Annotated in this window: 27 protein-coding genes and 1 pseudogene; 14 read left to right on the forward strand and 14 right to left on the reverse strand. The window is 63.3% G+C overall.

Annotated features, from left to right (window positions below; all coding sequences use genetic code 11):
• Nucleotides 1–15: 15 nt before the first annotated feature.
• A complete protein-coding gene (locus NCS58_RS04970; protein WP_250538008.1) occupies nucleotides 16–429 on the reverse strand; it encodes a hypothetical protein in 414 nt (137 codons plus the stop codon).
• On the opposite strand from NCS58_RS04970, the gene NCS58_RS04975 reads away from it, so the two are divergent.
• The 6 genes from NCS58_RS04975 (at nucleotide 422) to NCS58_RS05000 (ending at nucleotide 5,716) form a co-directional block, all read left to right on the forward strand.
• Nucleotides 422–1,063, forward strand: coding sequence for a chorismate lyase (locus NCS58_RS04975; RefSeq protein ID WP_250538009.1), 642 nt, complete (start codon nucleotides 422–424; stop codon nucleotides 1,061–1,063). The genes NCS58_RS04970 and NCS58_RS04975 overlap by 8 nt on opposite strands.
• Complete coding sequence (locus tag NCS58_RS04980) at nucleotides 1,060–1,542, forward strand: DNA-deoxyinosine glycosylase (protein WP_250538010.1); 483 nt, start codon at nucleotides 1,060–1,062, stop codon at nucleotides 1,540–1,542. Before NCS58_RS04975 ends, NCS58_RS04980 begins: the two co-directional genes overlap by 4 nt.
• On the forward strand, nucleotides 1,539–2,441 hold the full coding sequence (locus tag NCS58_RS04985; protein WP_250538011.1) for a spermidine synthase: 903 nt from the start codon (nucleotides 1,539–1,541) through the stop codon (nucleotides 2,439–2,441). Before NCS58_RS04980 ends, NCS58_RS04985 begins: the two co-directional genes overlap by 4 nt.
• 224 nt (nucleotides 2,442–2,665) lie before the next feature.
• Nucleotides 2,666–2,914 (forward strand): DUF3311 domain-containing protein, encoded by a 249-nt coding sequence (locus NCS58_RS04990; RefSeq protein ID WP_008350708.1) that lies wholly within the window; start codon nucleotides 2,666–2,668, stop codon nucleotides 2,912–2,914.
• The gene (gene mctP / locus NCS58_RS04995; RefSeq protein ID WP_061120638.1) at nucleotides 2,914–4,464 is read left to right on the forward strand and encodes a monocarboxylate uptake permease MctP; all 1,551 of its coding nucleotides are present in this window, start codon (nucleotides 2,914–2,916) and stop codon (nucleotides 4,462–4,464) included. The genes NCS58_RS04990 and mctP overlap by 1 nt, the downstream gene beginning before the upstream one ends.
• Nucleotides 4,465–4,612: 148 nt before the next feature.
• Nucleotides 4,613–5,716 carry an FUSC family protein gene (locus NCS58_RS05000; RefSeq protein WP_250538012.1) on the forward strand — a complete coding sequence of 368 codons (1,104 nt, stop codon included), beginning with the start codon at nucleotides 4,613–4,615 and terminating at the stop codon, nucleotides 5,714–5,716.
• Nucleotides 5,717–5,744: 28 nt separating this feature from the next.
• Here NCS58_RS05000 and NCS58_RS05005 read toward each other — a convergent pair whose 3' ends face one another.
• From NCS58_RS05005 to NCS58_RS05035, 7 genes are all read right to left on the reverse strand, one after another.
• Nucleotides 5,745–6,173, reverse strand: a complete 429-nt coding sequence (locus tag NCS58_RS05005; protein WP_061120570.1) for a VOC family protein — start codon at nucleotides 6,171–6,173, stop codon at nucleotides 5,745–5,747.
• A 174-nt stretch (nucleotides 6,174–6,347) separates the two neighbouring features.
• Nucleotides 6,348–7,301, reverse strand: coding sequence for a transaldolase (gene tal / locus NCS58_RS05010; RefSeq protein WP_250538013.1), 954 nt, complete (start codon nucleotides 7,299–7,301; stop codon nucleotides 6,348–6,350).
• 203 nt (nucleotides 7,302–7,504) lie between these two features.
• Nucleotides 7,505–7,753, reverse strand: a complete 249-nt coding sequence (locus NCS58_RS05015; RefSeq protein ID WP_061120568.1) for a hypothetical protein — start codon at nucleotides 7,751–7,753, stop codon at nucleotides 7,505–7,507.
• A 69-nt stretch (nucleotides 7,754–7,822) separates the two neighbouring features.
• Nucleotides 7,823–9,019 carry a benzoate/H(+) symporter BenE family transporter gene (locus tag NCS58_RS05020; RefSeq protein ID WP_250538014.1) on the reverse strand — a complete coding sequence of 399 codons (1,197 nt, stop codon included), beginning with the start codon at nucleotides 9,017–9,019 and terminating at the stop codon, nucleotides 7,823–7,825.
• Between the two features lie 16 nt (nucleotides 9,020–9,035).
• Nucleotides 9,036–10,211, reverse strand: coding sequence for a VWA domain-containing protein (locus NCS58_RS05025; protein ID WP_250476475.1), 1,176 nt, complete (start codon nucleotides 10,209–10,211; stop codon nucleotides 9,036–9,038).
• A gap of 25 nt (nucleotides 10,212–10,236) precedes the next feature.
• Nucleotides 10,237–10,827 carry a GNAT family N-acetyltransferase gene (locus NCS58_RS05030; protein WP_250538015.1) on the reverse strand — a complete coding sequence of 197 codons (591 nt, stop codon included), beginning with the start codon at nucleotides 10,825–10,827 and terminating at the stop codon, nucleotides 10,237–10,239.
• 4 nt (nucleotides 10,828–10,831) lie between these two features.
• Nucleotides 10,832–11,674 carry a MoxR family ATPase gene (locus tag NCS58_RS05035; protein WP_061121775.1) on the reverse strand — a complete coding sequence of 281 codons (843 nt, stop codon included), beginning with the start codon at nucleotides 11,672–11,674 and terminating at the stop codon, nucleotides 10,832–10,834.
• Nucleotides 11,675–12,070: 396 nt separating this feature from the next.
• On the opposite strand from NCS58_RS05035, the gene NCS58_RS05040 reads away from it, so the two are divergent.
• Together NCS58_RS05040 and NCS58_RS05045 are read left to right on the forward strand one after the other, a co-directional pair.
• The gene (locus NCS58_RS05040; protein WP_061121774.1) at nucleotides 12,071–12,436 is read left to right on the forward strand and encodes a c-type cytochrome; all 366 of its coding nucleotides are present in this window, start codon (nucleotides 12,071–12,073) and stop codon (nucleotides 12,434–12,436) included.
• 42 nt (nucleotides 12,437–12,478) lie between these two features.
• Nucleotides 12,479–12,856 (forward strand): c-type cytochrome, encoded by a 378-nt coding sequence (locus tag NCS58_RS05045; RefSeq protein WP_061121773.1) that lies wholly within the window; start codon nucleotides 12,479–12,481, stop codon nucleotides 12,854–12,856.
• Nucleotides 12,857–12,941: 85 nt separating this feature from the next.
• Here the strand turns inward: NCS58_RS05045 and NCS58_RS05050 are convergent, their stop codons facing one another.
• The 3 genes from NCS58_RS05050 to rsxB all read right to left on the reverse strand — a co-directional run bounded on the left by NCS58_RS05050 (nucleotide 12,942) and on the right by rsxB (nucleotide 14,978).
• Nucleotides 12,942–13,373 carry a DUF1841 family protein gene (locus NCS58_RS05050; protein WP_250538016.1) on the reverse strand — a complete coding sequence of 144 codons (432 nt, stop codon included), beginning with the start codon at nucleotides 13,371–13,373 and terminating at the stop codon, nucleotides 12,942–12,944.
• A gap of 74 nt (nucleotides 13,374–13,447) precedes the next feature.
• Nucleotides 13,448–14,092, reverse strand: a complete 645-nt coding sequence (gene nth / locus NCS58_RS05055) for an endonuclease III (RefSeq protein ID WP_250538017.1) — start codon at nucleotides 14,090–14,092, stop codon at nucleotides 13,448–13,450.
• A gap of 16 nt (nucleotides 14,093–14,108) precedes the next feature.
• Nucleotides 14,109–14,978 carry an electron transport complex subunit RsxB gene (gene rsxB / locus NCS58_RS05060; RefSeq protein ID WP_250538018.1) on the reverse strand — a complete coding sequence of 290 codons (870 nt, stop codon included), beginning with the start codon at nucleotides 14,976–14,978 and terminating at the stop codon, nucleotides 14,109–14,111.
• 384 nt (nucleotides 14,979–15,362) lie between these two features.
• On the opposite strand from rsxB, the gene NCS58_RS05065 reads away from it, so the two are divergent.
• Complete coding sequence (locus tag NCS58_RS05065) at nucleotides 15,363–15,995, forward strand: TetR/AcrR family transcriptional regulator (RefSeq protein ID WP_061121769.1); 633 nt, start codon at nucleotides 15,363–15,365, stop codon at nucleotides 15,993–15,995.
• A gap of 89 nt (nucleotides 15,996–16,084) precedes the next feature.
• Here NCS58_RS05065 and NCS58_RS05070 read toward each other — a convergent pair whose 3' ends face one another.
• Entirely contained in the window at nucleotides 16,085–17,356 is a 1,272-nt protein-coding gene (locus NCS58_RS05070) for a polyhydroxyalkanoate depolymerase (RefSeq protein ID WP_061121768.1), read from the reverse strand.
• 383 nt (nucleotides 17,357–17,739) lie between these two features.
• Nucleotides 17,740–19,614: a glycoside hydrolase family 15 protein gene (locus NCS58_RS05075; protein WP_250538019.1), complete on the reverse strand. Its 1,875-nt coding sequence runs from the start codon at nucleotides 19,612–19,614 to the stop codon at nucleotides 17,740–17,742.
• 478 nt (nucleotides 19,615–20,092) lie between these two features.
• On the opposite strand from NCS58_RS05075, the gene NCS58_RS05080 reads away from it, so the two are divergent.
• Entirely contained in the window at nucleotides 20,093–20,341 is a 249-nt protein-coding gene (locus NCS58_RS05080; RefSeq protein WP_250538020.1) for a hypothetical protein, read from the forward strand.
• Nucleotides 20,342–20,484: 143 nt separating this feature from the next.
• Here NCS58_RS05080 and NCS58_RS05085 read toward each other — a convergent pair whose 3' ends face one another.
• Nucleotides 20,485–20,637, reverse strand: coding sequence for a DUF3096 domain-containing protein (locus NCS58_RS05085; protein ID WP_074168899.1), 153 nt, complete (start codon nucleotides 20,635–20,637; stop codon nucleotides 20,485–20,487).
• Nucleotides 20,638–20,903: 266 nt separating this feature from the next.
• On the opposite strand from NCS58_RS05085, the gene NCS58_RS05090 reads away from it, so the two are divergent.
• The 4 genes and pseudogenes from NCS58_RS05090 (at nucleotide 20,904) to NCS58_RS05105 (ending at nucleotide 23,928) form a co-directional block, all read left to right on the forward strand.
• Complete coding sequence (locus NCS58_RS05090) at nucleotides 20,904–22,157, forward strand: lactonase family protein (protein WP_250538021.1); 1,254 nt, start codon at nucleotides 20,904–20,906, stop codon at nucleotides 22,155–22,157.
• A 192-nt stretch (nucleotides 22,158–22,349) separates the two neighbouring features.
• A pseudogene (locus tag NCS58_RS05095) lies at nucleotides 22,350–22,565 on the forward strand (antimicrobial peptide resistance and lipid A acylation PagP); the annotation flags it as partial.
• A gap of 2 nt (nucleotides 22,566–22,567) precedes the next feature.
• Entirely contained in the window at nucleotides 22,568–22,789 is a 222-nt protein-coding gene (locus tag NCS58_RS34325; protein WP_250476483.1) for a hypothetical protein, read from the forward strand.
• 92 nt (nucleotides 22,790–22,881) lie between these two features.
• Nucleotides 22,882–23,928, forward strand: a complete 1,047-nt coding sequence (locus tag NCS58_RS05105; RefSeq protein WP_250476484.1) for a transporter — start codon at nucleotides 22,882–22,884, stop codon at nucleotides 23,926–23,928.
• The last annotated feature ends 3 nt before the right edge of the window (nucleotides 23,929–23,931 follow it).

The raw sequence follows: 23,931 nt of genomic DNA on the forward strand, positions 1-23,931 counted from the left end.
CCGGCGGCGCGTTTCTTATTTGGGCTTGCGTTCCTTGCCGGATTGCGCAAGAACGGAGGCCGCCAGCGTCTTGGTTTCTGCCGAGTACTTGTTGCTGTGAAGCACTTCGCTCGCCTTGTGCTCCATCGCGGCGCCCGTTTGCCTTTTGGAGTGTGACTGCGACAAGGCTGACGCGGCGAGGCTTTTCTTGACGGTCGATGCCTTCGGGTCATGCAGCGTCTCCGCCGCGAGATGCGCAACTTTCTTCGATGTCTGTTTCTTGTTTTCCGACATTCGCTGTCCTCTCAATGATTTGTCAATGTTCGCTCGGGGCGCGCGGCCGGCCGTCACGCGCGCATGAGCGGACACTGAGTTTCGTTCTGTCGGCACGTCGGCTCCATACGAATCGTCCGAAGCGGTGGACGATCCTATAATTGCCGGCATGCTCACGCCCAACGATCCCATCGATGCGCACTGGCGCATCATCCCGCTTTCATCGCTTACCGATGCACAAAAGGACTGGCTCACACGCGGCGGTTCGCTCACCGCGCATCTGCGCACGCTTGGCGCGGTGACGGTCGAAGTCACGCGCGAAGCCGTCGACATGCCCTGGCAGGATGAAGTGCGCGCGCTCGGGCTAACGCCGCGCACGCCGGTGTGGGTGCGCGAAGTCGCGCTGAAAGTCGATGGCGCGCCGTTCGTCGTCGCGCACAGCGTGGCGCCTCTATCGCACAGCACGGGCGTATGGCAATCGATGCGCCGCCTGCGCACGCGGCCACTCGCCGAACTGCTGTATAGCGATAGCAGCGTGTCGCGTTCCGCGCTGGCGAGCCGAAGAATCACCGCGCGGCATCCGCTTCATCGACTCGCATCGGCGCAATCGAATGAACGGGCGCATTCGCTCGTCGCGCGCCGTTCGGTGTTCAAACGTCACGACGCGCCGCTAATGGTCACCGAATGCATGCTCGATGCGCTCTGGAGCAAGCTCGCCACCATGCACGGCCCGCATAGGCGCGAACATGCCCGCTCTTATGATCACCTGAGCTCGCATGCAAAGCGCGTCGCGCACGGCGAGGCAAAATGAAGCTTGCAGGCTTTGCGCCCATCGGCGATGAAGGCACGCACACGCTCATCCTCGGCAGTTTTCCGGGCGTCGCATCGCTCGCGGCGACGCAGTACTACGCGCATCCGCGCAATCAGTTCTGGCGGCTGGTCGGCGCGGCGATCGGCGAGGACTTGCACGCACTCGCCTATGACGATCGTCTCGCGCGTCTCGTCGCGCACGGCATCGGTTTATGGGACGTGCTCGCCGCATGCGAGCGCGAAGGCAGCCTCGACGCGGCGATCCGCAACGCATCGCCCAATGATTTCGCGGTGTTTCACACGCGTTTTCCGGCGTTGCGCAAGGTGTGCTTCAACGGCAAGACCTCGGGCAAGTTCGCGCCCGTGCTGAGCGCCGCCGGCTACGCGACGCTCGTGCTGCCGTCGTCGAGCGCGGCCAATGCTATCCTCTCGTTCGATCAAAAATTGCGCATCTGGCGCGACATTCTCTCCACACAATGACGAATCTCATCAAACGTGCGTCGGCAGAAGCGCGCGCGTTCGGCCGTAAAAAAGACGACAACAAATCGAAGCGCAGGCGCGCCGACGACGATCGCGACGATCTCGCGAACGCGCCGCGCATCGAGGCGCCCCGCAAGCCGCGCTTCGCCCCCGTGACGTTCTCGGAAGAGGGCGGCGTGCGCTACCTGCACTTCGGCACCGAATGGGTGCAAGGCGCGATGCGCCTGAAGAAGCCGGATCACATCGAACTCGAATACGCGCAGCAGATGATGGCGTGGCTGCTCTTCGTCGGGACGCCCGAGCGCATCGTGCAACTCGGGCTCGGCGCCGCGGCGCTCACGAAGTTCTGCTATCGCTTTCTGAAGCCGGCGAACGTGGAAGCCGTCGAACTGAATCCCGCGGTCGTCATCGCCGCGCGCGCGATGTTCGAGCTGCCCTACGACGACGCGCGCCTCACCGTCACCGAACGCGACGCCTGGGAGTTCGTCAACGATCGCGGGAATCACGGCACGATCGGCGCGTTGCAGATCGATCTGTACGACGCCACCGCGCGCGGCCCCGTGCTCGACAGCGTCTCGTTCTATCGCGCTTGCCGCGCGTGTCTCACGCCGGAAGCGGGCGTCGTCACGATCAATCTGTTCGGCGATCATCCGAGCTTCGTGCGCAACATGCGTCATCTGAACGAGGCGTTCGATCATCGCGTGATCGTGCTGCCCGAAGTGCATGACGGCAATCGCGTCGCGATCGCGTTCGCCGGTCCCGCACTCGACGTTTCGTTCGACGCGCTCGACGCGCGCGCGAAGCTCATCGAGGCGCAGCTCGGCTTGCCTGCGCGCAAGTGGGTGAAGGGTCTCGCGCAAAGCGCAGGCGTCGCCACGAGCGGCTCATTCTCGATCTGATTGACGCAGCGCAAGCAGCGGGGGCCGGAACGAGGGTTTCGGCCTATTTACAAGAAGCTTTCAAATCAGCGGAATAGTCGGGAATCCCCCTGCTTGACCGTGTTTTAAGGGTCCATATACTCCCTCTGTTATTTCGGGGCGCTTTCAGCGGCGTGTCTACCCGACAACCGGCATCCCGCCGGGCTCGCAATAACGACGCGAAACAAAACAAGAGGAGACCGTTCATGGCTCACGAAGCTACGACCGGCACTGGACAACCGCGCAACAAGCATTGGCTTTGGCTTCTGATCCTTCCGTGGATCGGTGTGGTATGGGTGCCGTTTTACAACAAGATCGAGCCCGTTCTTTGGGGCTTTCCGTACTTCTACTGGTATCAGCTCTTGTGGGTGCTGATCAGCGCGGTCATCACCGCCGTCGTCTATAAGAAGACGAAGGCGCTGCCCTCGGGACGAAAGAACGGAGGTGCGCGATGATGAACGCCACCGCAACCTTCGTCTTCGTTCTCTTCTTCGTCGGCGTCACGATTCTCGGCTTCATCGCCGCGCACTGGCGTAAGGGCGATCTCGCCCAGCTCGACGAATGGGGCCTCGGCGGGCGCCGCTTCGGCACCATCGTCACGTGGTTCCTGCTCGGCGGCGATCTGTACACCGCCTATACGTTCGTCGCGGTGCCGGCGCTCGTGTTCGGCGCGGGCGCGACGGGCTTCTTCGCGTTGCCGTACACCATCCTCATCTATCCGTTCGCGTTCGTCGTGTTTCCGAAGCTCTGGAGCATCGCGAAGCGTCACGGCTATGTGACCGCCGCCGACTTCGTGCACGCGCGCTACAACAGCCGCATGCTCGCGCTCGCCGTCGCGGTGACGGGCATCGTCGCGACGATGCCGTACATCGCGCTGCAGCTCGTCGGCATCGAAGTGGTGATCGGCGCGCTCGGGTTCTCGACGCAAGGCTTCGTCGGCGATCTGCCGCTCATCATCGCGTTCGCCATTCTCGCTGCGTACACGTACACGTCGGGCCTGCGCGCGCCCGCGATGATCGCGGTGGTGAAGGACGTGCTGATCTACATCACGATCATCGCCGCGATGATCGTGATTCCGGCGCAGCTCGGCGGCTTCGGCCATATATTCAGCGTCGTGCCGCCCGAGAAGCTGCTCCTGAAAGCGCCCGATGCCGCGAGCCTGAACGGCTACAGCGCGTACGCGACGCTCGCGGTCGGCTCCGCGCTCGCGCTCTTCCTGTACCCGCACTCGGTGACGGCGATTCTCTCGTCGAACTCCGGCAACACGATCCGCCGCAACATGTCGCTGCTGCCGGCATACTCGCTCGTGCTCGGCCTGCTCGCGCTGCTCGGCTACATGGCGCTGGCATCGGGCGTGAAGGACATGCCCGAGTACGCGTCGTACTTCAAGGCATATGGCGCGAACTTCGCGGTGCCGGCGCTTTTCCTGCACTACTTCCCGTCGTGGTTCGTGGGCGTTGCGTTCGCGGCGATCGGCATTGGCGCGCTGGTTCCGGCGGCGATCATGTCGATCGCGGCGGCGAACCTCTACACGCGCAATGTGCATCGCGAGTTCGTCAATACGTCGATGACGCCGGAGCAGGAAACGAACGTCGCGAAGCTCGTGTCGCTGATCGTGAAGATCGGCGCGGTGGTCTTCATTCTCGCGCTGCCGCTGACCTACGCGATCCAGTTGCAACTGCTCGGCGGCATCTGGATCATCCAGACGCTGCCCGCGCTCGTGCTCGGCCTCTATACGCGTGTGCTCGATCATCGCGGCTTGCTGCTCGGCTGGGCGGTGGGCATCGGCGTCGGCACGTGGATGGCCGTGTCGCTGCAACTGAAGGGCTCGATCTACCCGCTGCATCTGTTCGGCTATGTCGTGCCGGGCTACGCGGCGGTGTGGGCGCTGATCGCGAATCTGATCGTCTCGATCGTCGTGAGCCTGCTCGTGCGCGTGCTGGGCCTCAAGCGCTCGGACGACCGCACGCGTCCGGAAGACTATCTGGATATCGTGGAAGGCTGATTCCGACCGATCGCGCACGCGCACGTGCCCGGCGCGGCGCGCGAAAAGCTGGTAAAACGCCCGTAACAGCCATCCGGCCGTTACGGGCGTTTCGTTTTCCGGCAGCCTTTGTTCGACGGGCGTGCGTGTTCATCGAGGTGAGCGAACCATGCTTTCTCCGACATCGACGTCACTCAGGCGCAGCCGTCTCGCGCGCCTGCTTCATTCGATTACGTCGCCGTACTTCCGCTACCGGCACGCGAACGTGATTCATGCGGTACGCGTCGCGCTCGCGATGGCGGTGTCGATCGCGGTCACGACGGGCATCGACATGCCGCACGGCGTATGGGCGTCGGTATCGGTGCTCGTCGTGATCGGCGGATTGCAGCACTACGGCAACATCCGCAAGAAGGCGGGCGAGCGCGCGGTGGGCACGGCGCTCGGCGCGTTCTTCGGACTCGTGCTCATCCTCGCGCAGATGCTCACCGGCTCCGTGATGGTGTTCTTCGTGCTGATGTGCGTGATCGCGGGCGGCTGCGCCTACTATGCGATCGGCAAGGCGGGCTACGTCGCGCTGCTCACGGCAATCACCATGGTCATCGTGTCCGGCCACGGCGACCTGCCGCTTTCCACCGGATTGTGGCGCACGGCCAACGTGATGATCGGCGTCGTCATCGCGCTCGGCTTTTCCTTCGTCCTGCCGCAATACGCGACGTATTCCTGGCGATACCGGCTCGCGGACAATCTGCGCGAGTGCGCAAGGCTCTACGGCGCCTTGCTCGACGGTACGCCGCTTCTCGCGGAGGAAACCGCGCGGCGCTTCTACGCGATGAGCCAGCGGCTTGTGCAATCGCGCGGGCTGATGGAGTCGGTCGCGAAGGAAACCGATGTGCCGATGACCCGGCTCGAAGAGATCCAGCGGCTGCACCGCTCGATTCTCGCGGCGCTGGAAATGCTGGTCATGTCGATGCCCGAAGTCGCGAGCGCCACGCCTAGCCGCTTCGCGATCGCGTGCTCGCCGGGCGAGTACGCGGTGCGCCAGCAGCTTCTGCAGATGGCTCGCGCGTTGCGCTTCGGGCGCGTGGGATTGTTGTACCGCGCAGTGGATGCGCCGGGCGTGCCGCCATGCCCGGACGACGACGGAAACGCGACGACGCAGGGCATGCACTGGCTCGCGATGCGTTTCGTGGAGCAGGTGGATCGCCTGCGGCTGCGTCTGTCGGAAATCGAGCGGCAGTGGAATATCGAAGGCGCGCGAGCGCTCAATCCATGAATTGATGACGCGATGAAGCGATGACCACTCAGGCCGTCCGTGCTTCGCCTTCGTGCACCACATTGATGAGCCACGGCACGCCGAAACGATCCGTCAGCATGCCGAAGCCTTGCGTCCAGAACGTGGATTGCCACGGCGTCAGGATGTTGCCGCCCTCGGCGAGCATGTTGAAAATGCGCTCGCCGGATTGCGCGTCCTCCGCGGCGATCGACAGCGTGAAGCCCGAGTAGTCCTTGCGCGGCTGACCGTAGCGGCCGTCCGAGACCATGATCGCGTTCGGGCCCACGCAAAACACCGCGTGCATGATCTTGTCCTGCCAGTCGGGCGGTGCGTTGCCGCCGTCCGGTGCGTCACGGAAGCGGACCAGCGTGGCGATCTGCGCGCCGAATGCTGCCTGATAGAGTTCGAGCGCCGCAGCGCAATCGCCGTTATAGAAGAGATAGGTGTCCAGTTGCATGACCGGTAACTCCGTGCATATGAAGCGGACATGCCGCCAAAGCTCGAAAGTCTATTGCAACGGGGTCCCACGTTGACTCGGAAACCGTCAAATTACGTCAATAGGCAGCGAAATAGAAAAAACCGCACGTCGCACCAATCTTCCGGCGCGACGTGCGGTTACTTCATGCATGCGTCATTGAAGCGCGGTGATCAGCTTCTCGAGCTTGATCGCATCGGCGGCGAATGCGCGGATGCCTTCCGCGAGCTTTTCGGTTGCCATTGCGTCGTCGTTGACGAGGAAGCGGAAGGTCGGCTCGTCGACGGCAATCTTCTCCACGTTCTCGTTCTTCACCGCTTCCGGCGAGAGCTTGCGCTCGACGCGGTCGTTGCTGTCGGCGAGTTTCTTCAGGAGGTCCGGGCTGATCGTCAGCAGGTCGCAGCCGGCGAGCTCGGTGATCTGGTTCACCGTGCGGAAGCTCGCGCCCATGACCTCGGTCTTGTAGCCGAACTTCTTGTAGTACGAGTAGATGCGCCGCACCGACTGCACGCCCGGATCGTTCGCGCCGCCGTTCTTCACTTCGTCCCATTCCGCGCCGGCGGACTTCTTGTACCAGTCGTAGATACGGCCGACGAACGGCGAAATCAGTTGCGCGCCCGCTTCGGCGCACGCGACCGCCTGCGCGAGCGAGAAGAGCAGCGTCATGTTGCAGTGGATGCCTTCCTTCTGCAGCACCTCGGCCGCACGGATGCCTTCCCACGTCGACGCGAGCTTGATGAGCACGCGATCGCGGCTGATGCCCGCGTTCTCGTACAGCTTGATGATGTCGTGCGCCTTGTCGATCGACGCTTTCGTATCGAACGAGAGGCGTGCGTCGACTTCGGTGGACACGCGGCCCGGAATGATCTTGAGAATCTCGGTGCCGAACGCCACGAGCAGATTGTCGATGATCTGCGGCATCGGCTTCTTCGCGTGCTCCTTGACGGTCTTTTCGAGCAGCGGCTTGTAATCGTCCTTCTGGACGGCCTTCAGGATCAGCGACGGATTCGTGGTCGCGTCCTGCGGCTTGAACTGAATGAATTGCTGAAAGTCGCCCGTGTCGGCGACGACGGTCGTGTACTGCTTGAGCTGGTCGAGAGCGGATGTCATGTGGAGTCTCAGACGCGTTGCGCCTTGTCAAATTGCGGTAACCAACCCGCGGATTGCCCATGATTGCGACGCCGTGCGGCGACCTCTTCGCGCGGCGCGCCCCTGAATGTCATTCTCCCATTCTAGTCCCGAGCGTGGCGAGCGCGCTGATACCGTGTGCGCCGGTTTTCGACCGGGCGCGAGACTGCGCGTTCAAACGCCTTTCAGTCGGCCGCGTAGGCGAGCTCGTGCCACCGCCGCACCGTGCCCGAGCCGAGCTGACCCCGTGCGAAGCGCATCTTGCGGACTTCGTCGAGCGCGTGGGCGTCCTTCGCCGGATCGCCGCAACTCAGTTTTAGGACGACGTCCTGGACGTGCCCGGCGTCGTCGAGCAGCACGCGCACGATTGTCTTGCGTTTCTGGGTGGCGCCGGGCGGCGTGGAGCGCGCCAGCAGTTTGTCGATCAAGGCCATGACGGAAATACGAATGTATTGCGGAGAACCGGCCTGAAATCGGGGCCGATTCCGTCATTGTAGGCCGCGTCAGGATCGTCTGGCATTGAGCACGAAATGTGTCAAAACGCCCGCGATCAATCCCCAGAATGCGGAGCCGATCGACAATAGCGAGAGGCCCGATGCCGTCACCATGAACGTGACGAGCGCGGGCTCGCGCTGACGCGCGTCCTGCATCGCGTTGGTGAGACCGCTCATGATCGAGCCGAAGAGCGCGAGCGCGGCCACGGACACGACCAGTTCCTTCGGAAATGCCGCGAACAGGGCGGCGATCGTCGCGCCGAACGTGCCCGCGATCAGATAGAAGATGCCGCACCAGACCGCCGCCGTGTAGCGTTTGTCGCGCTCCTCGTGCGCCTCGCGGCCGGTGCAGATCGCGGCGGTGATGGCCGCGAGATTGACGCCGTGCGAGCCGAACGGCGCGAGAACGAGCGACGCGATGCCGGTCGTCGAGATGAGCGGGGCGGAGGGCGTCGTGTAGCCGTCGGCGCGCAGGACGGCGATGCCCGGTACGTTCTGCGACGCCATCGCGACGACGAAAAGCGGAATGCCGATGCTGATCGCCGCGGCGAGCGAGAACGCGGGCATCGTGAAAACCGGATGCGCGAGCGCGACGTGAAAGTGCGTGAAGTCGAGCAGCCCGAGCCCGCCTGCGATCGCGATGCCTGCGATGAGCGTGGCGGGAATCGCGTAACGCGGCACGAAGCGCTTGGCCGTGAGATACGTGAAGAACATCGCGATGACGAGCGCGGTCCGGTGCCCGGCGGCGCGAAAGATCTCGATGCCGATCTCGAAGAGAATGCCCGCGAGCAAGGCGGCGGCAATGCCCGACGGAATGCGCTTCATCAGCGTGTCGAACCAGCCGGTGAGACCGACTGCGCTCAGAAGCACCGCGCAGACGATGAACGCGCCGATCGCATCGGCATACGCGACGTTCGGCAGCGACGACACGAGGAGCGCCGCGCCCGGCGTGGACCACGCGACGACGATCGGCGCGCGATAGCGCAGCGACAGCCCGATGGTGCAGACCGCCATGCCCATCGAGAGCGCCCAGATCCACGACGAAATCTGCGCGTTGCTGAGATGCGCGGCCTGGCCCGCCTGGAACATCAGCACGAGCGAACTGGTGTAGCCGGTCATCATTGCGACGAAGCCGGCGACGATGGTCGAGAGGGACGAGTCAAAGAAGGGACGCAGCGCGACGGGCGCCGTGGGAGAGGCTTTCATGCTGGTTCTATTGGTTTTATTTCGACAACGCGCGCATGGCGGTTTCGAGGCCCGCCATGGTGAGCGGGTACATGCGATTGCCGAGGACATTGCGGATCGCCGAAATCGACTGGCGGTATTCCCATAGCCGCTCGGGCTCGGGATTGAGCCACGCGTGATGCGGAAACTGATCGGCGAGCCGGCGCAACCACACCGCGCCCGCTTCGGCATTGTTGTATTCGACGGAGCCGCCAGGCTGCAGCACTTCGTAGGGACTCATGGTCGCGTCGCCGACGAAGATCAGCTTGTAGTCGGGCGTGAACTTGTGCAGCACGTCGAAGGTCGGCGTGCGTTCGGTGTGACGTCGCCGATTGTGCTTCCACAGATAGTCGTACACGCAGTTGTGGAAGTAGTAGAACTCGAGATGCTTGAACTCCGCCTTCGCCGCCGAAAAGAGTTCTTCGACGCGCTTGATGTGATCGTCCATCGAGCCGCCGACATCGAGCAGCATCAGCACTTTCACGTTGTTGTGACGCTCTGGAACCATCTTGAGGTCGAGCCAGCCCGCGTTGGCGGCGGTGCTGCGGATGGTGTCGGGCAGATCGAGCTCTTCGGCCGCGCCTTCGCGTGCGAAGCGCCGCAAGCGACGCAGCGCGACCTTGATATTGCGCGTGCCGATTTCGACCTGATCGTCGTAGTCCTTGTACGCGCGCTCGTCCCACACCTTCACGGCGGTTCGATTCCCCGACGATTCCCCGCCGATACGAATGCCTTCCGGGTTATAACCGCCGTGCCCGAAGGGCGACGTGCCGCCCGTGCCGATCCACTTGTTGCCGCCTTCGTGGCGCTCCTTCTGCTCGTCCATCAGCTCTTTCAGACGCTCCATGAGCTTGTCGAGGCCGCCGAGCGCCTCGATGCGCTTCTTTTCCTCCGCGGTGAATTCGCGGTCGAGGCGCTTCTTGAGCCAGTCGAGCGGAATGTCGAAGGCTTCGTCGGGAAGCTGCGTCACGCCGTGGAAGTACGTGCCGAACGCGCGATCGAACTTGTCGAAGTACTTCTCGTCCTTCACGAGCGTCATGCGTGAGAGGAAGTAGAACTCGTCGAGCGACGGCGAAATCACCTGCGCCTTCAGCGCTTCGAGCAAAGTCAGATATTCCTTCACCGAGACGGGCAGCTTCGCGTCGCGCAGCGAGTAGAAAAAGTCGATCAGCATGGCGCGCTCTCCATCGTGACGGGTTTCAGCGGTCGAGCCGGTAGGTCAGATTGGCGCGCACCGCCGGCCACTCCGACTGGATGATCGAGAACACGACGGTATCGCGCAGCACGCCATCGCGGCCGATCTGATGATTGCGCAGGATGCCGTCCTGCTTTGCGCCGAGCCGCGCGATCGCGGCGCGCGACGCGTGGTTCATGAAATGCGTGCGGAACTCCACCGCGATGGCATCGAGCTTCTCGAACGCGTGCGTCAGCAGCAGCAACTTGGCTTCGGTGTTGAGCGCCGTCTTCTGCACGCGTCGTGCGTACCACGTATGGCCGATCTCCAGCCGCCGATTCGCTTCGTCGACATTGAAGTACCGCGTCGAACCGACGACATCGCCCGTCTTCGCATCGATCACCGCGAACGCAAGCGCGCCGAGGCGCTCGCGCATGTCGAGCGCGGTGTCGATGTAACCGCGCGTCTTGTCGGGAGAGGGCACGAACGTGTACCAGAGCTTCCACAATTCGCCGTCGCTCGCGGCGGCCGTGAGCGCCTGTTCATGACCGGCCGTGAGCGGCACGAGCCTGACATGCTCGCCTTCCAGTGTGACGGGTTCGATCCAGCGGCTCATTTCTTTAGCGATGGTTGCGGTTCATGAAGAGCAGACGCTCGAACAGCGCGACGTCCTGTTCGTTCTTCAGAAGCGCGCCGTGCAGCGGCGGGACGATCTGCTTCTGATCGGACGAGCGCAGGGCTTCGGGCGGAATGTCTTCGGCGAGAAGCAGCTTGAGCCAGTCGAGCAGTTCGGACGTCGACGGCTTTTTCTTGAGTCCCGACACGCCGCGCAGCTCGAAAAAGCTCTGCATCGCGGCGGCGAGCAGATCCTGCTTGATGTTCGGGAAGTGCACCTCGACGATCGCCTTCATCGTCTCGGCATCCGGGAACCGGATGTAATGGAAGAAGCAGCGGCGCAGGAACGCGTCCGGCAGTTCCTTCTCGTTGTTCGACGTGATGATGACGAGCGGCCGGTGCTTCGCTTTCACGAGCTCGCGGGTCTCGTACACGTAGAACTCCATGCGGTCGAGTTCGCGCAACAAATCGTTCGGAAATTCGATGTCCGCCTTGTCGATTTCGTCGATGAGCAGCACGCTCTGCTGGTCCGAGTCGAACGCCTGCCACAGCACGCCCTTGACGATGTAGTTGCGGATGTCCTTCACGCGCTCGTCGCCGAGTTGCGAATCGCGCAGGCGCGAGACCGCGTCGTATTCGTAGAGGCCTTGCTGCGCCTTGGTCGTCGACTTGATGTGCCATTGCAGGAGCGGCATGCCGAGCGCGCCCGCGACTTCTTCCGCGAGCATGGTCTTGCCGGTGCCGGGTTCGCCCTTGATGAGCAGCGGCCGTTGCAACGTCATCGCGGCGTTCACCGCGAGCTTGAGATCGTCGGTTGCGACGTATTGCGATGAGCCTTCGAAACGCATGACGAAGATCCGGTCAGGAAAAAAATCCCAGTATAAGTCAGAAGACCTTTCGGCATTGAGGCGCGCCGGGTATCGTTTGAGCCGCTCCATCGGCGGGTTGCCGCAGCGTGCCGAACGCGTGTGCAGCGTGCGCGCAAGCGGGTTCATCGCGTGTACAGGGACGAATTGTCGCAGGCCACGTGACTGCTTTTCAGCCGATTCCCCTTGCCAGCAGGGCTTCGGCGCGGTTCGCGTGTGGACGGGGGGTAGGTCGCGCGGTACAATTAGCGCGATTTTTTTGGCCTGCGTGGCGACAGACCCTGTAGCAGCAAACAGTCCCGAGAAGGTTGTAAGCGCTCGGCGCGGGCCGCGGCCTTTGGAGCGCCGGATTTCCCCTCAAGCCAGGTTAGAAGAGCTATGAACAATTTCGTCGGCAAATGTGCCGTGATTGCAGCGCTGTCCGGTCTCGCCGGCTTCGCGACCCAGGCGTCGGCCGACGTCGTCGGCAACGCGAAGGCCGCAGAGGGCAAGGTCGCGATGTGCATCGGCTGCCACGGCATCCCCGGCTATCGCACCGCGTACCCCGAAGTCTACGAAGTGCCGATGCTGGGCGGCCAGAACGCGCAGTACATCGCCAATGCACTGCACGCCTACAAGAAGGGCGACCGTCATTTCGACACGATGCGCGCCATCGCGACGACGCTGTCGGATCAGGACATCGCCGATATCGCCGCGTACTATGCCGCGCAGACTCCCCAATCGAAGAACAATCCCGACAAGTGATCCGCGCGTGACACGGCAAAGCGATAACGGGAAGGAGAATCCATGAAGCCCTCCAAGGCACTTCACACCAGCTTCAAGGCAGCATGCGCGGCAGCGGCGCTCATCGGCATGACGGTCGGCGCGGCGCACGCGGCCGATGTGAGCAACGGCAAGGCGCTGTCCGACAGCCACAACTGCGCGGCCTGCCACGGCCCCGGGCTCAACAAGCCGGTGAGCGGCGAGTATCCGCGGCTCGCAGGCCAGCATGCGAGCTATATCTACTGGGCGCTGCGCCAGTATCAGATCGGCGGCAACAACCCGAACTTCGGCCGCAACAACGCCATCATGGCGGCGCAGGTGCAGAGCCTGTCGCAGAGCGATCTGAAGGATCTCGCGGCGTATATCGAATCGCTCGACGGCAGTCTCGTGCTGAAGAAGTAAGCGCGCGGCTTCGAGGTCTCGTCAGCAGACAGCACCCCGCTTTGCAAGCGGGGTGTTTTCATTTGGCGGCGGTGTTTTCGCGTGCTCAGTCGCGCGAAGCACGACGCTCGATCAGCCCCAGGTAGGCGTCCGTATCCGGCGGCGTGCCCGAGCGCTGCGCTTCCCAGATCACCTGTCCGAGGCAATCCATGATCGCGTGCTGCGCGTCATGCGGCGAGCCCAGGCGCGCGACCAGCTTGTCGTGCGCGCGGCGGATGCCCGGCGGCTGATCGATCGACAATTGCTCGCTGATCGCAAGATGCATCGACAGATGCAGAAACGGATTGGTCTGGCCGCGATCGGGCGAGTAATCGGCCTCGCGAGAATCGGGATTCACGAGCGCGTCGTGATATTCGGGATGCTCGCCGATCCAGTCGGCGGCCATGCTTTCGAGCGGCGTCAAAATCTCGCCGGCGCGTTCTTTGCGCCAGGTTTCGGTGAAGAAATGGCGAACTTCGTCGCGGCTGGGGTTGAACATAACGTATTGATTCGATTGCGGGTTTCCGAACCCGCTATTGTAGACCGCGGCGCACCCGGTCCGCCAAAACCGGCTCATTCGACCGGCGCAGGCGTCTTCGGCCGATATTCGCAGAGCGGCTCGATCGCGCAATGCCAGCACTCGGGAACGCGCGCCTTGCACACGTAACGGCCGTGCAGGATCAGCCAGTGATGCGCGTCGTGCAGAAACTCTTTCGGCGTGAACTTCTCGAGCGCGGTCTCGACCGCGCGCACGTCCTTGCCCGGCGCGAGCCCCGTGCGATTCGCGACGCGGAAGATGTGCGTATCGACGGCGATCGTCGGCTGCCCGAACGCCGTGTTCAGGATAACGTTCGCCGTCTTGCGTCCGACGCCCGGCAGCGCTTCGAGCGCCTCGCGATTGTCGGGCACCTCACCACCGTATTGATCGATGAGAATGCGGCACGTCGCGATCACGTTCTTCGCCTTCGTGCGGTAAAGCCCGATCGTGCGAATGTATTCCGATACGCCTTCTTCGCCGAGCGCGAGCACCGCCGCCGGCGTATTGGCCACAGGAAACATCTTGCGCATCGCCTTGTTGACGGAGACGTCGGTCGCTTGCGCGGACAGCATCACGGCGATCAGCAGTTCGAACGGCGTCGTGTATTCGAGCTCCGTCGTCGGATGCGGATTCAGGCTTTGCAGCGTCTCGTAGATGGCGCGGCGCTTCGTGGCGTTCATGATTCGATGTCCGTTCTCACGCGGGTTTGTCGCTGCGATCGTGCTCGCCGGGATGGGACGCGTTTTCGTCGTCCGTCAGACCGAGACGGCGTCGGCGTTGCTCGGCGGCGTCGATCTGCGCCTGCACCGCGGCGCTGACGTGGTCCGTGTTTTTGGGACCCGCGCCGAGCTTCGCCATCTCTTCTTTCTTTTTACGCGCGCGTTCCAGCGCGGCCTGGATGATCGCGCGTTTCTTCGCTTCCGGATCGTCGCTCGCGGCTGGCGCGGCAGCGGGCGCGGCCGCTTGCGCTGGCGGCGCTTCGGGCGCTGGCTGGTCCGCTTGTGCGGCGCGCGCTGCCTGACGCGCGCTTGCCCGCGCTTCCGCAGCCGCGCGCTCGCGTTCGAGACGCGCGACGCGGCGGTCGTGCCGTGCGCGCGCCGCATCGGCTTCGTCCTGGCTCCAGGCATCCCAGCCGGTGCGCTCGCCGGTGACGGGCACCATCGCGATGCAATCGACGGGGCAGGGCGGCACGCACAGATCGCAGCCCGTGCACAGCTGCGCGATGACCGTGTGCATCTGCTTCGCCGCGCCGACGATCGCATCGACCGGACACGCCTGCATGCACAGCGTGCAGCCGATGCACGCGTTCTCGTCGATCACGGCGACGGGCCGCGCGCGTTCGAGGCCGTGCGTCGTGTCGAGCGGAATATTGGGCTTGCCGAGCAAGGCGGCCAGTCGCGCGACGCCTTCGGCGCCGCCCGGCGGGCACTGGTTGTAGTTCGCCTCGCCCGCGGCGATGGCGTCGGCATACGGTCGGCAGGCCGGATAGCCGCACTTGGTGCATTGCGTCTGCGGCAGCAGATCTTCGATGCGCTCGGCGAGCGTCTTGGGAACGGTTGCGGTCACGAGGAATTGCGATGATGCCTTGGGGACTGGCGCAGCATGTGCGCGACGCGGGCGAAGGGCGTCGCTGTGATCACGCCGCGCTTCGATGCGAGAAAACGCTTCGGCGTACACGACGACGGCACGCTGCCTGTTCGGCGCGTGTCCCGCTTTCCGGCACGCGCTCGGCTTTGACCGACATTATCGCCGAAGTCGTCAACCGTCGTGGCGAATGGCTTTCAATCCCAATTGCCAATGTCCTTCGATGTGCGCATAATCGAAGCGCTTTTCCGTTTGACCGCAGGACGGTGTTTCCCAATAACCATGGGCAGCGCCCGTTCACGTCATGTACCCCAATGCGGGCCGCGTGACGCTAATCCGGCAACGCGGCTCCCGAGTCATGCCACCATGAATCAGCCGAAAATCAAAAGAGATCCTGAAGGCACCCGGCGCCGTATTTTACTTGCCGCCGCAGAAGAGTTCGCTGCCGGAGGTCTGTTCGGCGCCCGCGTCGATCAGATCGCACGCCGGGCGGAGACCAATGAACGCATGCTCTATTACTACTTCGGTAGCAAGGAGCAGTTATTCACCGCCGTGCTCGAACATGCCCTTGCCGCGCTCGTCGATGCCGAGCGTACGCTCGAACTCGACGGCGTCGCGCCCATCGAAGCAATGACGCGTCTTGCGCATTTCGTCTGGGATTACTATCGGGATCACCCGGAATTGCTGCGCCTCATCAATAACGAAAATTTGCATGAGGCGAGATATATCAAAGGTTCGAATCGAATCCGCGAACTCATTTCGCCGATGGTCACGACGCTCACGGCCATTCTCGATCGTGGCCAAAAGGCAGGATTGTTTCGCACCGACGTCGATCCGCTCAAGCTCTACATCGTACTGTCGGGACTCGGCTATTACATTGTCTCGAACCGATTCACGCTCGAAGCGAGTTTCGGGCTCGATTTCAACGAGCCGGGCCAGCGCGAGCAGATCGTCCGCATGAACACCGAATTGCTGCTGGCTTATCTGACACGCCGCTGATCGGACGCTGTCAAAGAAAAGACGTCGCGCCTTCTGCAAGGCGCGACGTCTTTATTCGAGCGATGGAATCGGTCCCGCCGCGCGCGCACTTACGCGGGCACCGCTTCCGTTTTCGGCGTCTTGTCGTGCTCGAGAATGAACTCGCGCAGCTGCGGATACACCATCGTGCGCCAGCGACGGCCCGAGAAGATGCCGTAGTGGCCGGCCTTCTCCGCCGTGAAATGCCGCCTGTGCTTCGCCGGAATGCCGGTGCACAGATCGTGCGCGGCGCGCGTCTGGCCGCTGCCGGAGATGTCGTCGAGCTCGCCTTCGATCGTGAAGAGTGCAGTGTGCTTGATGTCCTGGGGACGCACGAGTTCGTCGTTGACTTCCCAGGTGCCTTCTGCGAGCCGGAACTCCTGGAACACGATGCGGATCGTCTCGAGGTAATACTCGGCGGCCATGTCGAGCACGGCGTTGTATTCGTCGTAGAAACGGCGATGTTGCTCGGCGTCGTCATCGTCGCCGCGCAGCAGGTTTTGATAGAAGTCCCAATGGGCCGTGAGGTGGCGTTCCGGATTCATCGCGACGAAGCCCGCATGCTGCAGAAAGCCCGGATAAACCTTGCGTCCGACGCCCGGATAATTCGCCGGCACCGTGTAAATGACGTTGTTCTCGAACCATCCGTAAGAGTGCTCGTTCGCGAGCGAGTTGACCGACGTCGGGCTGCGGCGCGCGTCGATCGGGCCGCCCATCATCGTCATCGTGCGCGGCGTGTCTTCGCCACGGCTCGCCATCAGCGAGATGGCGGCGAGCACCGGCACGGTCGGCTGACACACGGATATCACGTGCAGATCCTTCGCGCCGATGTGGCGGATGAACTCCTGAATGTACTCGACGTAATCGTCCAGATGGAACGGGCCGTTCTCGATCGGCACCATGCGCGCGTCGATCCAGTCGGTGATATAGACCTTGTGGTCTTGCAGCAGCGTTTTCACCGTGTCGCGCAGCAGTGTCGAGTGGTGACCCGAGAGCGGCGCGCACACGAGCACGATCGGCTCGTTCTTCAGCTTGGTGACGGTGGCGCTGTCGTCGGCGAAGCGCTTGAAGCGCAAGAGACGGCAGAACGGCTTCTCGATCACGGTCTGCTCGACGATCGGGATGTTATGCCCGTCCTTGACGATCTGATGAATGCTGAACTCTGGCTTCTCGTAGTCCTTGCCGAGCCGGTAGAGCAACTCGTAACCCGCGGCCAGACGACTCGAGCCGGGAATATAGGCGAGCGGACTGGCCGGATTGACGAAAGATTTCGATGCGGCCTCTGCCCATGCTGTGAGGGGAGACAGCATTGCTCGCTGGAATTCGTGAATTTGATAGAGCATGGTTGCCCCAGTAACTCCGGTGGAACCGGTACGCCCGTTGATCCCGGCAATACATCCGGCGATGAACATCAACGGCATTCGATGACCCCCCGCAGCGTGGCGAGTTGTTGCCATGCTGCCGGGGCACTGTCTTTACTGCGATGCTTCCTGCCTGCGTTTCCTGCCTGCGTTTCCCGCCTGCGTTTCCCGCACTACCAACCGCGCAATACCGACGCTCGGACAACCTTGACCCGGCGCGGGCAAGATTTTCCGCGCATTAAGCATTGATTTCAACCGATCGGTCGAATTTGCCGGCCTGGAAACAACAGATCGCTGTAACTTATTATTTGTGCATTGCAACAATATAACCGGCAAACACCAATTTCACCAAACAAAACAGTTATTTAAGACTTTCCTGTCGCAGCATCGATCTCGGCTTGCGCTTCCGGCTCGTCGTGATTGCCTGAGCCGGATGGCTGGCCCGTTGCCTTTGCCATCTCCTGCTCGTGACGCATCAGGTTCATCCCGGTGTGCACCAGCGCCACGTGGGTGAAGGCCTGCGGAAAATTCCCGACCATGCGCTTCGCCACCGTGTCGTACTCCTCGGCCAGCAGCCCGACGTCGTTCGCGAGACCGACGAGGCGCTCGAACATGGCGTGCGCTTCATCGATCCGGCCCTGCAGCGCCAGATTGTCGACCAGCCAGAAGCTACAAGCCAGAAACGTGCCTTCTCCGGGCGGCAACCCGTCCGCGACTTCGGCGGTGTGATAACGCTTGACGAGGCCATCGTGCGTCAGATTGGTCTCGATCGCATGTACGGTTCCGGTCACTCGCGGATCGTTTGGCGGCAAAAAGCCGAGCAACGGGATGAGCAGCAGGCTCGCATCGAGCGCATCGCTGCCGTAGGCCTGCGTGAACGAGTTCAGCGCCGGATTCCAGCTCTTTTTCAGCACCTCGGCGCGGACGCGCGCGCGCATCGCGCGCCAGTGGTCGATCGGGCCAGGCAGCTCGAACTTTTCCGCCGACTTGATCGCGCGGTCGTAGGCGACCCAGGCCATGACCTTCGAAAACGTGAAGTGCTGGCGGCCGCCGCGCACTTCCCAGATGCCTTCGTCGGGCTCCTCCCAGATGGTGTCGAGGTGCTGCAGCATCGCGCACTGGATCGACCAGGCGGTTTCGTCGCTTTGAAGGCCGCCGACGCGCGCAAGGTGCAGCGCGTTCATCACTTCGCCGTAGACGTCGAGTTGCAACTGATCGACCGCACCATTGCCGATGCGCACCGGCGACGCGCCCTCGTAGCCGGGAAGCCACGCGATCTCCCACTCGGGCAGGCGCCGCTCGCCCGCGATGCCGTACATGATCTGGATCTGCGACGGCGAACCCGCCATCACGCGCCCCAGCCACGCCCGCCACGCGCGGGCTTCGTCGTAGTAGCCGCCGCGCATCATCGCGAGCAGGGTAATGGTCGCATCGCGCAGCCAGCAGTAGCGATAGTCCCAGTTGCGCGTGCCGCCGAGCTGCTCCGGCAGCGACGTCGTGGGCGCAGCGACGATACCGCCGGTCGGCTCGTAGGCGAGCGCCTTGAGCGTGATGAGCGAGCGGCGGATCGCGCTCGCCCAGCGGCCCTCGAGCTCGCTTTGCCCCGACCATTCGCGCCAGTGATTCTCGGTGCGCGCGAGTTGGGTATGCGGATCGGACGCGTGCGGCAGGCGCAGATGCGACTGCGAATAGCACAACGAGAAGGGCACGCGCTCGCCGGCGGTCACGTCGAAAGAGGCGGTAGTGCGCATGTTTTCGCCCACGAGATCGACCGGCGTGCGCAGCAGCGCGAGATCCGGCCCGGCGATCGCGCGAATGCCGCTGTCGTCGGGCAGGCGGCAGACCCAAGGCACCACCGAGCCGTAATCGAAGCGCAACACGAGCTCCATTTTCATGCGCACCGTGCCGCGTCGGCCGATCACGATGCGCACCAGCTCCGAATGCCCGTTGCGCAAGGGCATGAAGTCGACGAGCGTCACCGCGCCTTGCGGTGTTTCGAAATCCGTTTCGAGGATCAGCGTGTCGTCGCGATAGCGGCGCCTGGTGACGGGCATTTCGCCGTCGGGCATCTCGGGCGCGAGGAGCCATCGGCCATGCTCGGGCGTGCCGAGCAGCGCCGCGAAGCACGCGCCGGAGTCGAACCGTGGCCAACAGAGCCAATCGACGGAGCCGTCGCGGGAAATGAGGGCGGCGGTATGGCCGTCGCCGACCATCGCATAGTCTTCGATCAGTGCTGGCATAAGCGAAACATCTTCCTGCTGGCGGCGCATGTCGAATCGAAACGCGCCGCGGGTTGAGCAAAATGTTCGGGACGCGCGTGCCCCGAGCAAAGCGCGGCGTCGTGGACGAATGACGCGACGCACGCCACGCAGCTTTCTGGCCGCATTCTGCCCCAATCGTTCGCGGCAAGCAGAAAACCGGGCCGCGCGTGACGACCTCGCGCAACGGCCTGCGCTACAGCAACGAGCGCAGCGTTGGCGGAAAAGCACTAGCGAACCGCCGAGCGCGCCGTTGAAAAAGCATTCGCCTGATGTTTAGAATGAAGTTTCGTGAAAGGCCACGGTGCCGTTTCCTTTGTTACTTTCAGGCACTGAAACGCTTGCGCCTTTCGCGCGTCTTTCACGCATGATCCGGGCGCGATGCGCACGCGGGCCATGCAAGCTGCTCTGCGCACTGTCCGGCCGCTCCCTAACGTAGCGTTTTCGAGGAACAGAACCCATGCTCCATCCGTCGAAAGCCGACTGCATCGCCATTCTTTCCGCCGCAAGCCACGTCTCGGATGCGGAGGCACTTCTCGCGCTCGATCACAAGCATCTCGGTCTGTCACGCAACGCGATGGAAACCGCCGCCGCATTCCTCACGGAACGCGGCTGTTTCAGCCGATACAGCTTCGGCGTCGGCGGCGTTTCGGTCGGGGCGTTGTCGCTGCAAGGACGCCTGCGTCTCGATCAACTTGCTAACGGCTGACGAAGCTACGTTCGTTACGCCTGTCCTTCTTTCGTGACACTGTGCGCACGCGCGTGTGTCGGGCCGTGCGCGCGCGTGCGCGTTTAGGGCCGCACGCGGAACCGCCGACGTGAATCGGCGTCACAACGACAGTCGCGCGCCCGTCAGAAATGGGCCGATCCCATGCCGAACAGGCCGATCAGCCCGATCACGATCAGATAGATCGCGACGATGAAGTTCAGCAACCGCGGCATGATGAGAATCAGGATCCCGGCGATCAGCGAGACGAGCGGGCCAAGGCTTAGGTGGATAGTCATCGCGGCAACTCCTGTTGTTGGTTCGAATCGTGTCGGCTGGCCTGTCGTGCGTGGCGTACTTCGGCGGCGAACTCCATCGCTCGCCATGGCGATGTACGCCGTTTGGAGCGGAATTTGCTCTCGCACGTCCTTGGGCCTTGCGATGCCGGCGAACTCGCGCGTCGCCCCTATAACACGCAGCAAAGAGACGATGAGGAGGTTTCATGCACCCGAGCCATCCCAGCGGCGCGAATTCGCCCAGGTCCGTATTGCAAGACGCGCGCCCGATGCGCGGAAGGCCCATCGCGTGGGCGAAAGGCGTCGCGCTGATGCTCTCGCTCGCGGCCGCGCAAGCCTTCGCGCAAACGGCTGCGACGCCCCCCGCACCTCGTGCGGCGAGCGGCACGGCCACGATAAACGGGTCGCCGGGCGAGGTCTACGATCTGCTCATCGGCACCTATACGGGCGGCGGCAAGAGCGAAGGCATCTATGTGTATCGTTTCGACACGAGCAGCGGTGAGCTGTCCCGCATCGCGTCGGCGCAGACGGTCAATCCGTCGTATCTCGTCGTGAGCCGCGACCGGAATTACGTGTATGCAGTGAACGAATTGCCCGGCGACAACGGACCGGCGACGCAGCGCGGCGGCGTGAGCGCCTTTCGCTTCGATCGTGCGACAGGGCAGTTGAGCTTTCTCAACCGCGTTTCGTCGGACGGCAATGATCCGTGCTACCTCGCGCTCTCGCCCGACGGCAAATATCTGCTGACCGCCAACTACTCCGTCGCTTCGAATCCGGGCGGCAGCTTTGCGGTCTTTCCGCTTGGCTCGGACGGCCACGTGGGCAGCTCGGTGCTGACCGTGCATCACGAAGGCCGCGGACCGGTGAAGGGACGGCAGGACAATTCGCACGTCCACTCGACCGTGTTCTCGCCCGACGGCAAATATCTCTTTGCGCAGGATCTCGGCGTCGACAAGGTGTTTGCCTACCGTTACACGGCCGATCCGTCCGCATCGAGCCGCGGCCTCTTCGGTCCGACCGAAGCGCGCTACACGCCGATCAAGGCGGGCTCGGGGCCCCGCCATCTGATCTTCGACGCGAGCGGCAAGCACGCCTATCTGACGACCGAGCTGAACGCGTCGGTGCTCGTGTTCGATTACCGCGACGGCAATCTCACGCAGGCCCAGATCGCGTCGATGATCGCGCCCGGCTTCAGAGGGAAGATCGGCGGCGGGGCGATTCATCTGTCGCCGGACGGGCGCTTCCTGTACGCGACCAATCGCGGCGACGCCAACGAGCTCGTCCAGTTCTCGGTCGACCCGAAGAACGGCCGTCTGAAGTTCGTCAAACGCTATCCGACGCTCGGCAAGACGCCGCGCGAATTCGCGATCGATCCGACCGGGCGCTGGCTCGTCGTCGGCAATCAGGAAACCGACAGCGCGTACTTCTTCCGCCGCGATCCGCAGACGGGTGAGCTCGCGTCGGACCCGAAGCAACTGTCGATTGGCTCGCCGGTCGATTTCAAGTTCGTATCGCCGTCGTGACGATGTCGGAGCGACGAGAGCGGCCAACGAGCCGCGACCCACACCGCGGCATGCTGTCCGACGACGATGAAAAAGAAACTGCTCAAGGCGGTCATGGTTTCGATGTTGTGCGCGCCGCTCGCGGTGCGGGCGGACGACAACAAGGAGTGCGATTTCAAGCGGGACTGGATGTCGTCGGCGTGTCAGCGCGTGATGCGCGTCGCGCACGACGGCACATGGGATCTCTACATAGCCGGTTACGGCTGGCATATCGATGGCTTCGACAATCGCAGCGAACTCAACCCGTGGTCATACGGCGGCGGCGCGGGCAAGCACTGGACCGATGCGAACGGCAACGAGGACATCCTCTTCGCGTTCGCTTTTTCGGATTCGCATCACAACTTCGAACCGATCGGCGGCTACGCACGACAGTGGTACACGAAACCGGTGCTCGGCGGATTGCAGGCGGGCGGCGGGTTCTTCGTCGGCGCACGGCGCGCAGCGACATCGCTCATTACCTGCCGCTGCCGCTCGCGCTGCCGATCGGCTCGATACGCTACCGGCGCGCGTCCGTCATGGCGACGATCATCCCGCACATCCCCGGCCTGAACGATGGCGACGTCGCTTTCTTCTGGGGGCGCTACGAGTTCTAGTACGATGCGGTTCCGAAGCGCTTTTCGCGCCCATTTGGCTGAAGATGCCCTGAGGAAACCGAAAGGCAATAGCAGGAAATGCAAGATTGAACATGACTCAACCATTCGACGCGCGCGAGCGCCCGCTCAAGCGCAACGAGCCGGCGCCGCCGGGATTCATCAGCGCGTTCAGCTTTGCCGGCGGCGAGGCGCTGCGGCTGACGTGGGACGAAGCGCGCGATTCCGTCGCGGGCAATGGCCCGACGTGGCTGCATCTGTCGGCGAACGACGACACCGTCGAGGGCTGGCTCGAAGGCGTCACGTCGATGCCGGATGTCGCGCGCGAATTCCTGAACGGCGAGGACAAGCGTCCGCGCGTGCATATCGGTTCGAACTTCATGTACGGCGTCGTCGCGGACCTCGAACTCGTCGCGAAGACGCCGGATGCGGCCGCGCCCGGCGCGCGCGAAGCGAACCGTGCGACCGGCGCGCTGCGCTTTTACGTCGACAAACATCGCATGATCACCGTGCGCGCACGGCCGCTGCAATCGACTGACCGGTTGCGCCACGCGGTCCTCGAAGGCGCGATATTCCGCGATACCGTCGACCTCTTCGCGGGACTCATTCGCGCGCTGAACGATACCTTCGCGGACCGCATCGACGAAATCGGCGATTGTCTCGACGATGTCGAGGAAAGCGTGCTCGAAGGAAGCCATTCCAGATGCCGCGCGGTGCTGGGCGACGTGCGGAGGCGCATCGTCGAAGTGAAGCGGTTCATCGATCCCGAGCGCAACGCGCTGACGCAGCTCGTATTGCGCCGCCTCGAATGGGCCGAGCCGCGCTCGATGGAAGCGCTCGTGCAGGCGATTCAGGTGTTGAACGGCCTCGGCGGCGGTCTCGAAGGTCTCTACGAACGCGCGAAGCTGTTGCAGGATGAAATCGCCACGGCGCTGTCGGAGGACATCAACCGCAAGCTGCTCTGGCTCGCGATCATGTCCGCGTTGCTGCTGCCCGCCACGCTCGTGACGGGCATCTTCGGCATGAACGTGGCGGGCTTGCCGGGGACCAAGGATCCGGCGTCGTTCTGGATCGTGGTCGGCGTGATGACGGGTTGTGCCGCCATCACCATCTTTCTGCTGCGCCGCCTGCGGCTCTGGTAACGC

The sequence above is a fragment of the Caballeronia sp. INML3B genome, assembly GCF_023631305.1.
GTDB lineage: Bacteria > Pseudomonadota > Gammaproteobacteria > Burkholderiales > Burkholderiaceae > Caballeronia > Caballeronia turbans.

Coding starts and splice junctions, on each gene's coding strand:
- NCS58_RS04980 (WP_250538010.1), top strand. CDS start 1,060: ATGAAGCTTGCAGGCTTTGCGCCCATCGGCGATGAAGGCACGCACACG.
- NCS58_RS05020 (WP_250538014.1), bottom strand. CDS start 9,019: ATGAAAGCCTCTCCCACGGCGCCCGTCGCGCTGCGTCCCTTCTTTGAC.
- NCS58_RS04985 (WP_250538011.1), top strand. CDS start 1,539: ATGACGAATCTCATCAAACGTGCGTCGGCAGAAGCGCGCGCGTTCGGC.
- NCS58_RS05025 (WP_250476475.1), bottom strand. CDS start 10,211: ATGCTGATCGACTTTTTCTACTCGCTGCGCGACGCGAAGCTGCCCGTC.
- NCS58_RS05050 (WP_250538016.1), bottom strand. CDS start 13,373: ATGTTCAACCCCAGCCGCGACGAAGTTCGCCATTTCTTCACCGAAACC.
- NCS58_RS05015 (WP_061120568.1), bottom strand. CDS start 7,753: ATGGCCTTGATCGACAAACTGCTGGCGCGCTCCACGCCGCCCGGCGCC.
- NCS58_RS05075 (WP_250538019.1), bottom strand. CDS start 19,614: ATGCCAGCACTGATCGAAGACTATGCGATGGTCGGCGACGGCCATACC.
- NCS58_RS05105 (WP_250476484.1), top strand. CDS start 22,882: ATGACTCAACCATTCGACGCGCGCGAGCGCCCGCTCAAGCGCAACGAG.
- NCS58_RS04975 (WP_250538009.1), top strand. CDS start 422: ATGCTCACGCCCAACGATCCCATCGATGCGCACTGGCGCATCATCCCG.
- NCS58_RS05040 (WP_061121774.1), top strand. CDS start 12,071: ATGAACAATTTCGTCGGCAAATGTGCCGTGATTGCAGCGCTGTCCGGT.
- NCS58_RS05070 (WP_061121768.1), bottom strand. CDS start 17,356: ATGCTCTATCAAATTCACGAATTCCAGCGAGCAATGCTGTCTCCCCTC.
- NCS58_RS05045 (WP_061121773.1), top strand. CDS start 12,479: ATGAAGCCCTCCAAGGCACTTCACACCAGCTTCAAGGCAGCATGCGCG.
- NCS58_RS04990 (WP_008350708.1), top strand. CDS start 2,666: ATGGCTCACGAAGCTACGACCGGCACTGGACAACCGCGCAACAAGCAT.
- mctP (WP_061120638.1), top strand. CDS start 2,914: ATGAACGCCACCGCAACCTTCGTCTTCGTTCTCTTCTTCGTCGGCGTC.
- NCS58_RS05035 (WP_061121775.1), bottom strand. CDS start 11,674: ATGCGTTTCGAAGGCTCATCGCAATACGTCGCAACCGACGATCTCAAG.
- NCS58_RS05085 (WP_074168899.1), bottom strand. CDS start 20,637: ATGACTATCCACCTAAGCCTTGGCCCGCTCGTCTCGCTGATCGCCGGG.
- nth (WP_250538017.1), bottom strand. CDS start 14,092: ATGAACGCCACGAAGCGCCGCGCCATCTACGAGACGCTGCAAAGCCTG.
- NCS58_RS05000 (WP_250538012.1), top strand. CDS start 4,613: ATGCTTTCTCCGACATCGACGTCACTCAGGCGCAGCCGTCTCGCGCGC.
- NCS58_RS05080 (WP_250538020.1), top strand. CDS start 20,093: ATGCTCCATCCGTCGAAAGCCGACTGCATCGCCATTCTTTCCGCCGCA.
- NCS58_RS05090 (WP_250538021.1), top strand. CDS start 20,904: ATGCGCGGAAGGCCCATCGCGTGGGCGAAAGGCGTCGCGCTGATGCTC.
- NCS58_RS05005 (WP_061120570.1), bottom strand. CDS start 6,173: ATGCAACTGGACACCTATCTCTTCTATAACGGCGATTGCGCTGCGGCG.
- tal (WP_250538013.1), bottom strand. CDS start 7,301: ATGACATCCGCTCTCGACCAGCTCAAGCAGTACACGACCGTCGTCGCC.
- NCS58_RS05030 (WP_250538015.1), bottom strand. CDS start 10,827: ATGAGCCGCTGGATCGAACCCGTCACACTGGAAGGCGAGCATGTCAGG.
- NCS58_RS05065 (WP_061121769.1), top strand. CDS start 15,363: ATGAATCAGCCGAAAATCAAAAGAGATCCTGAAGGCACCCGGCGCCGT.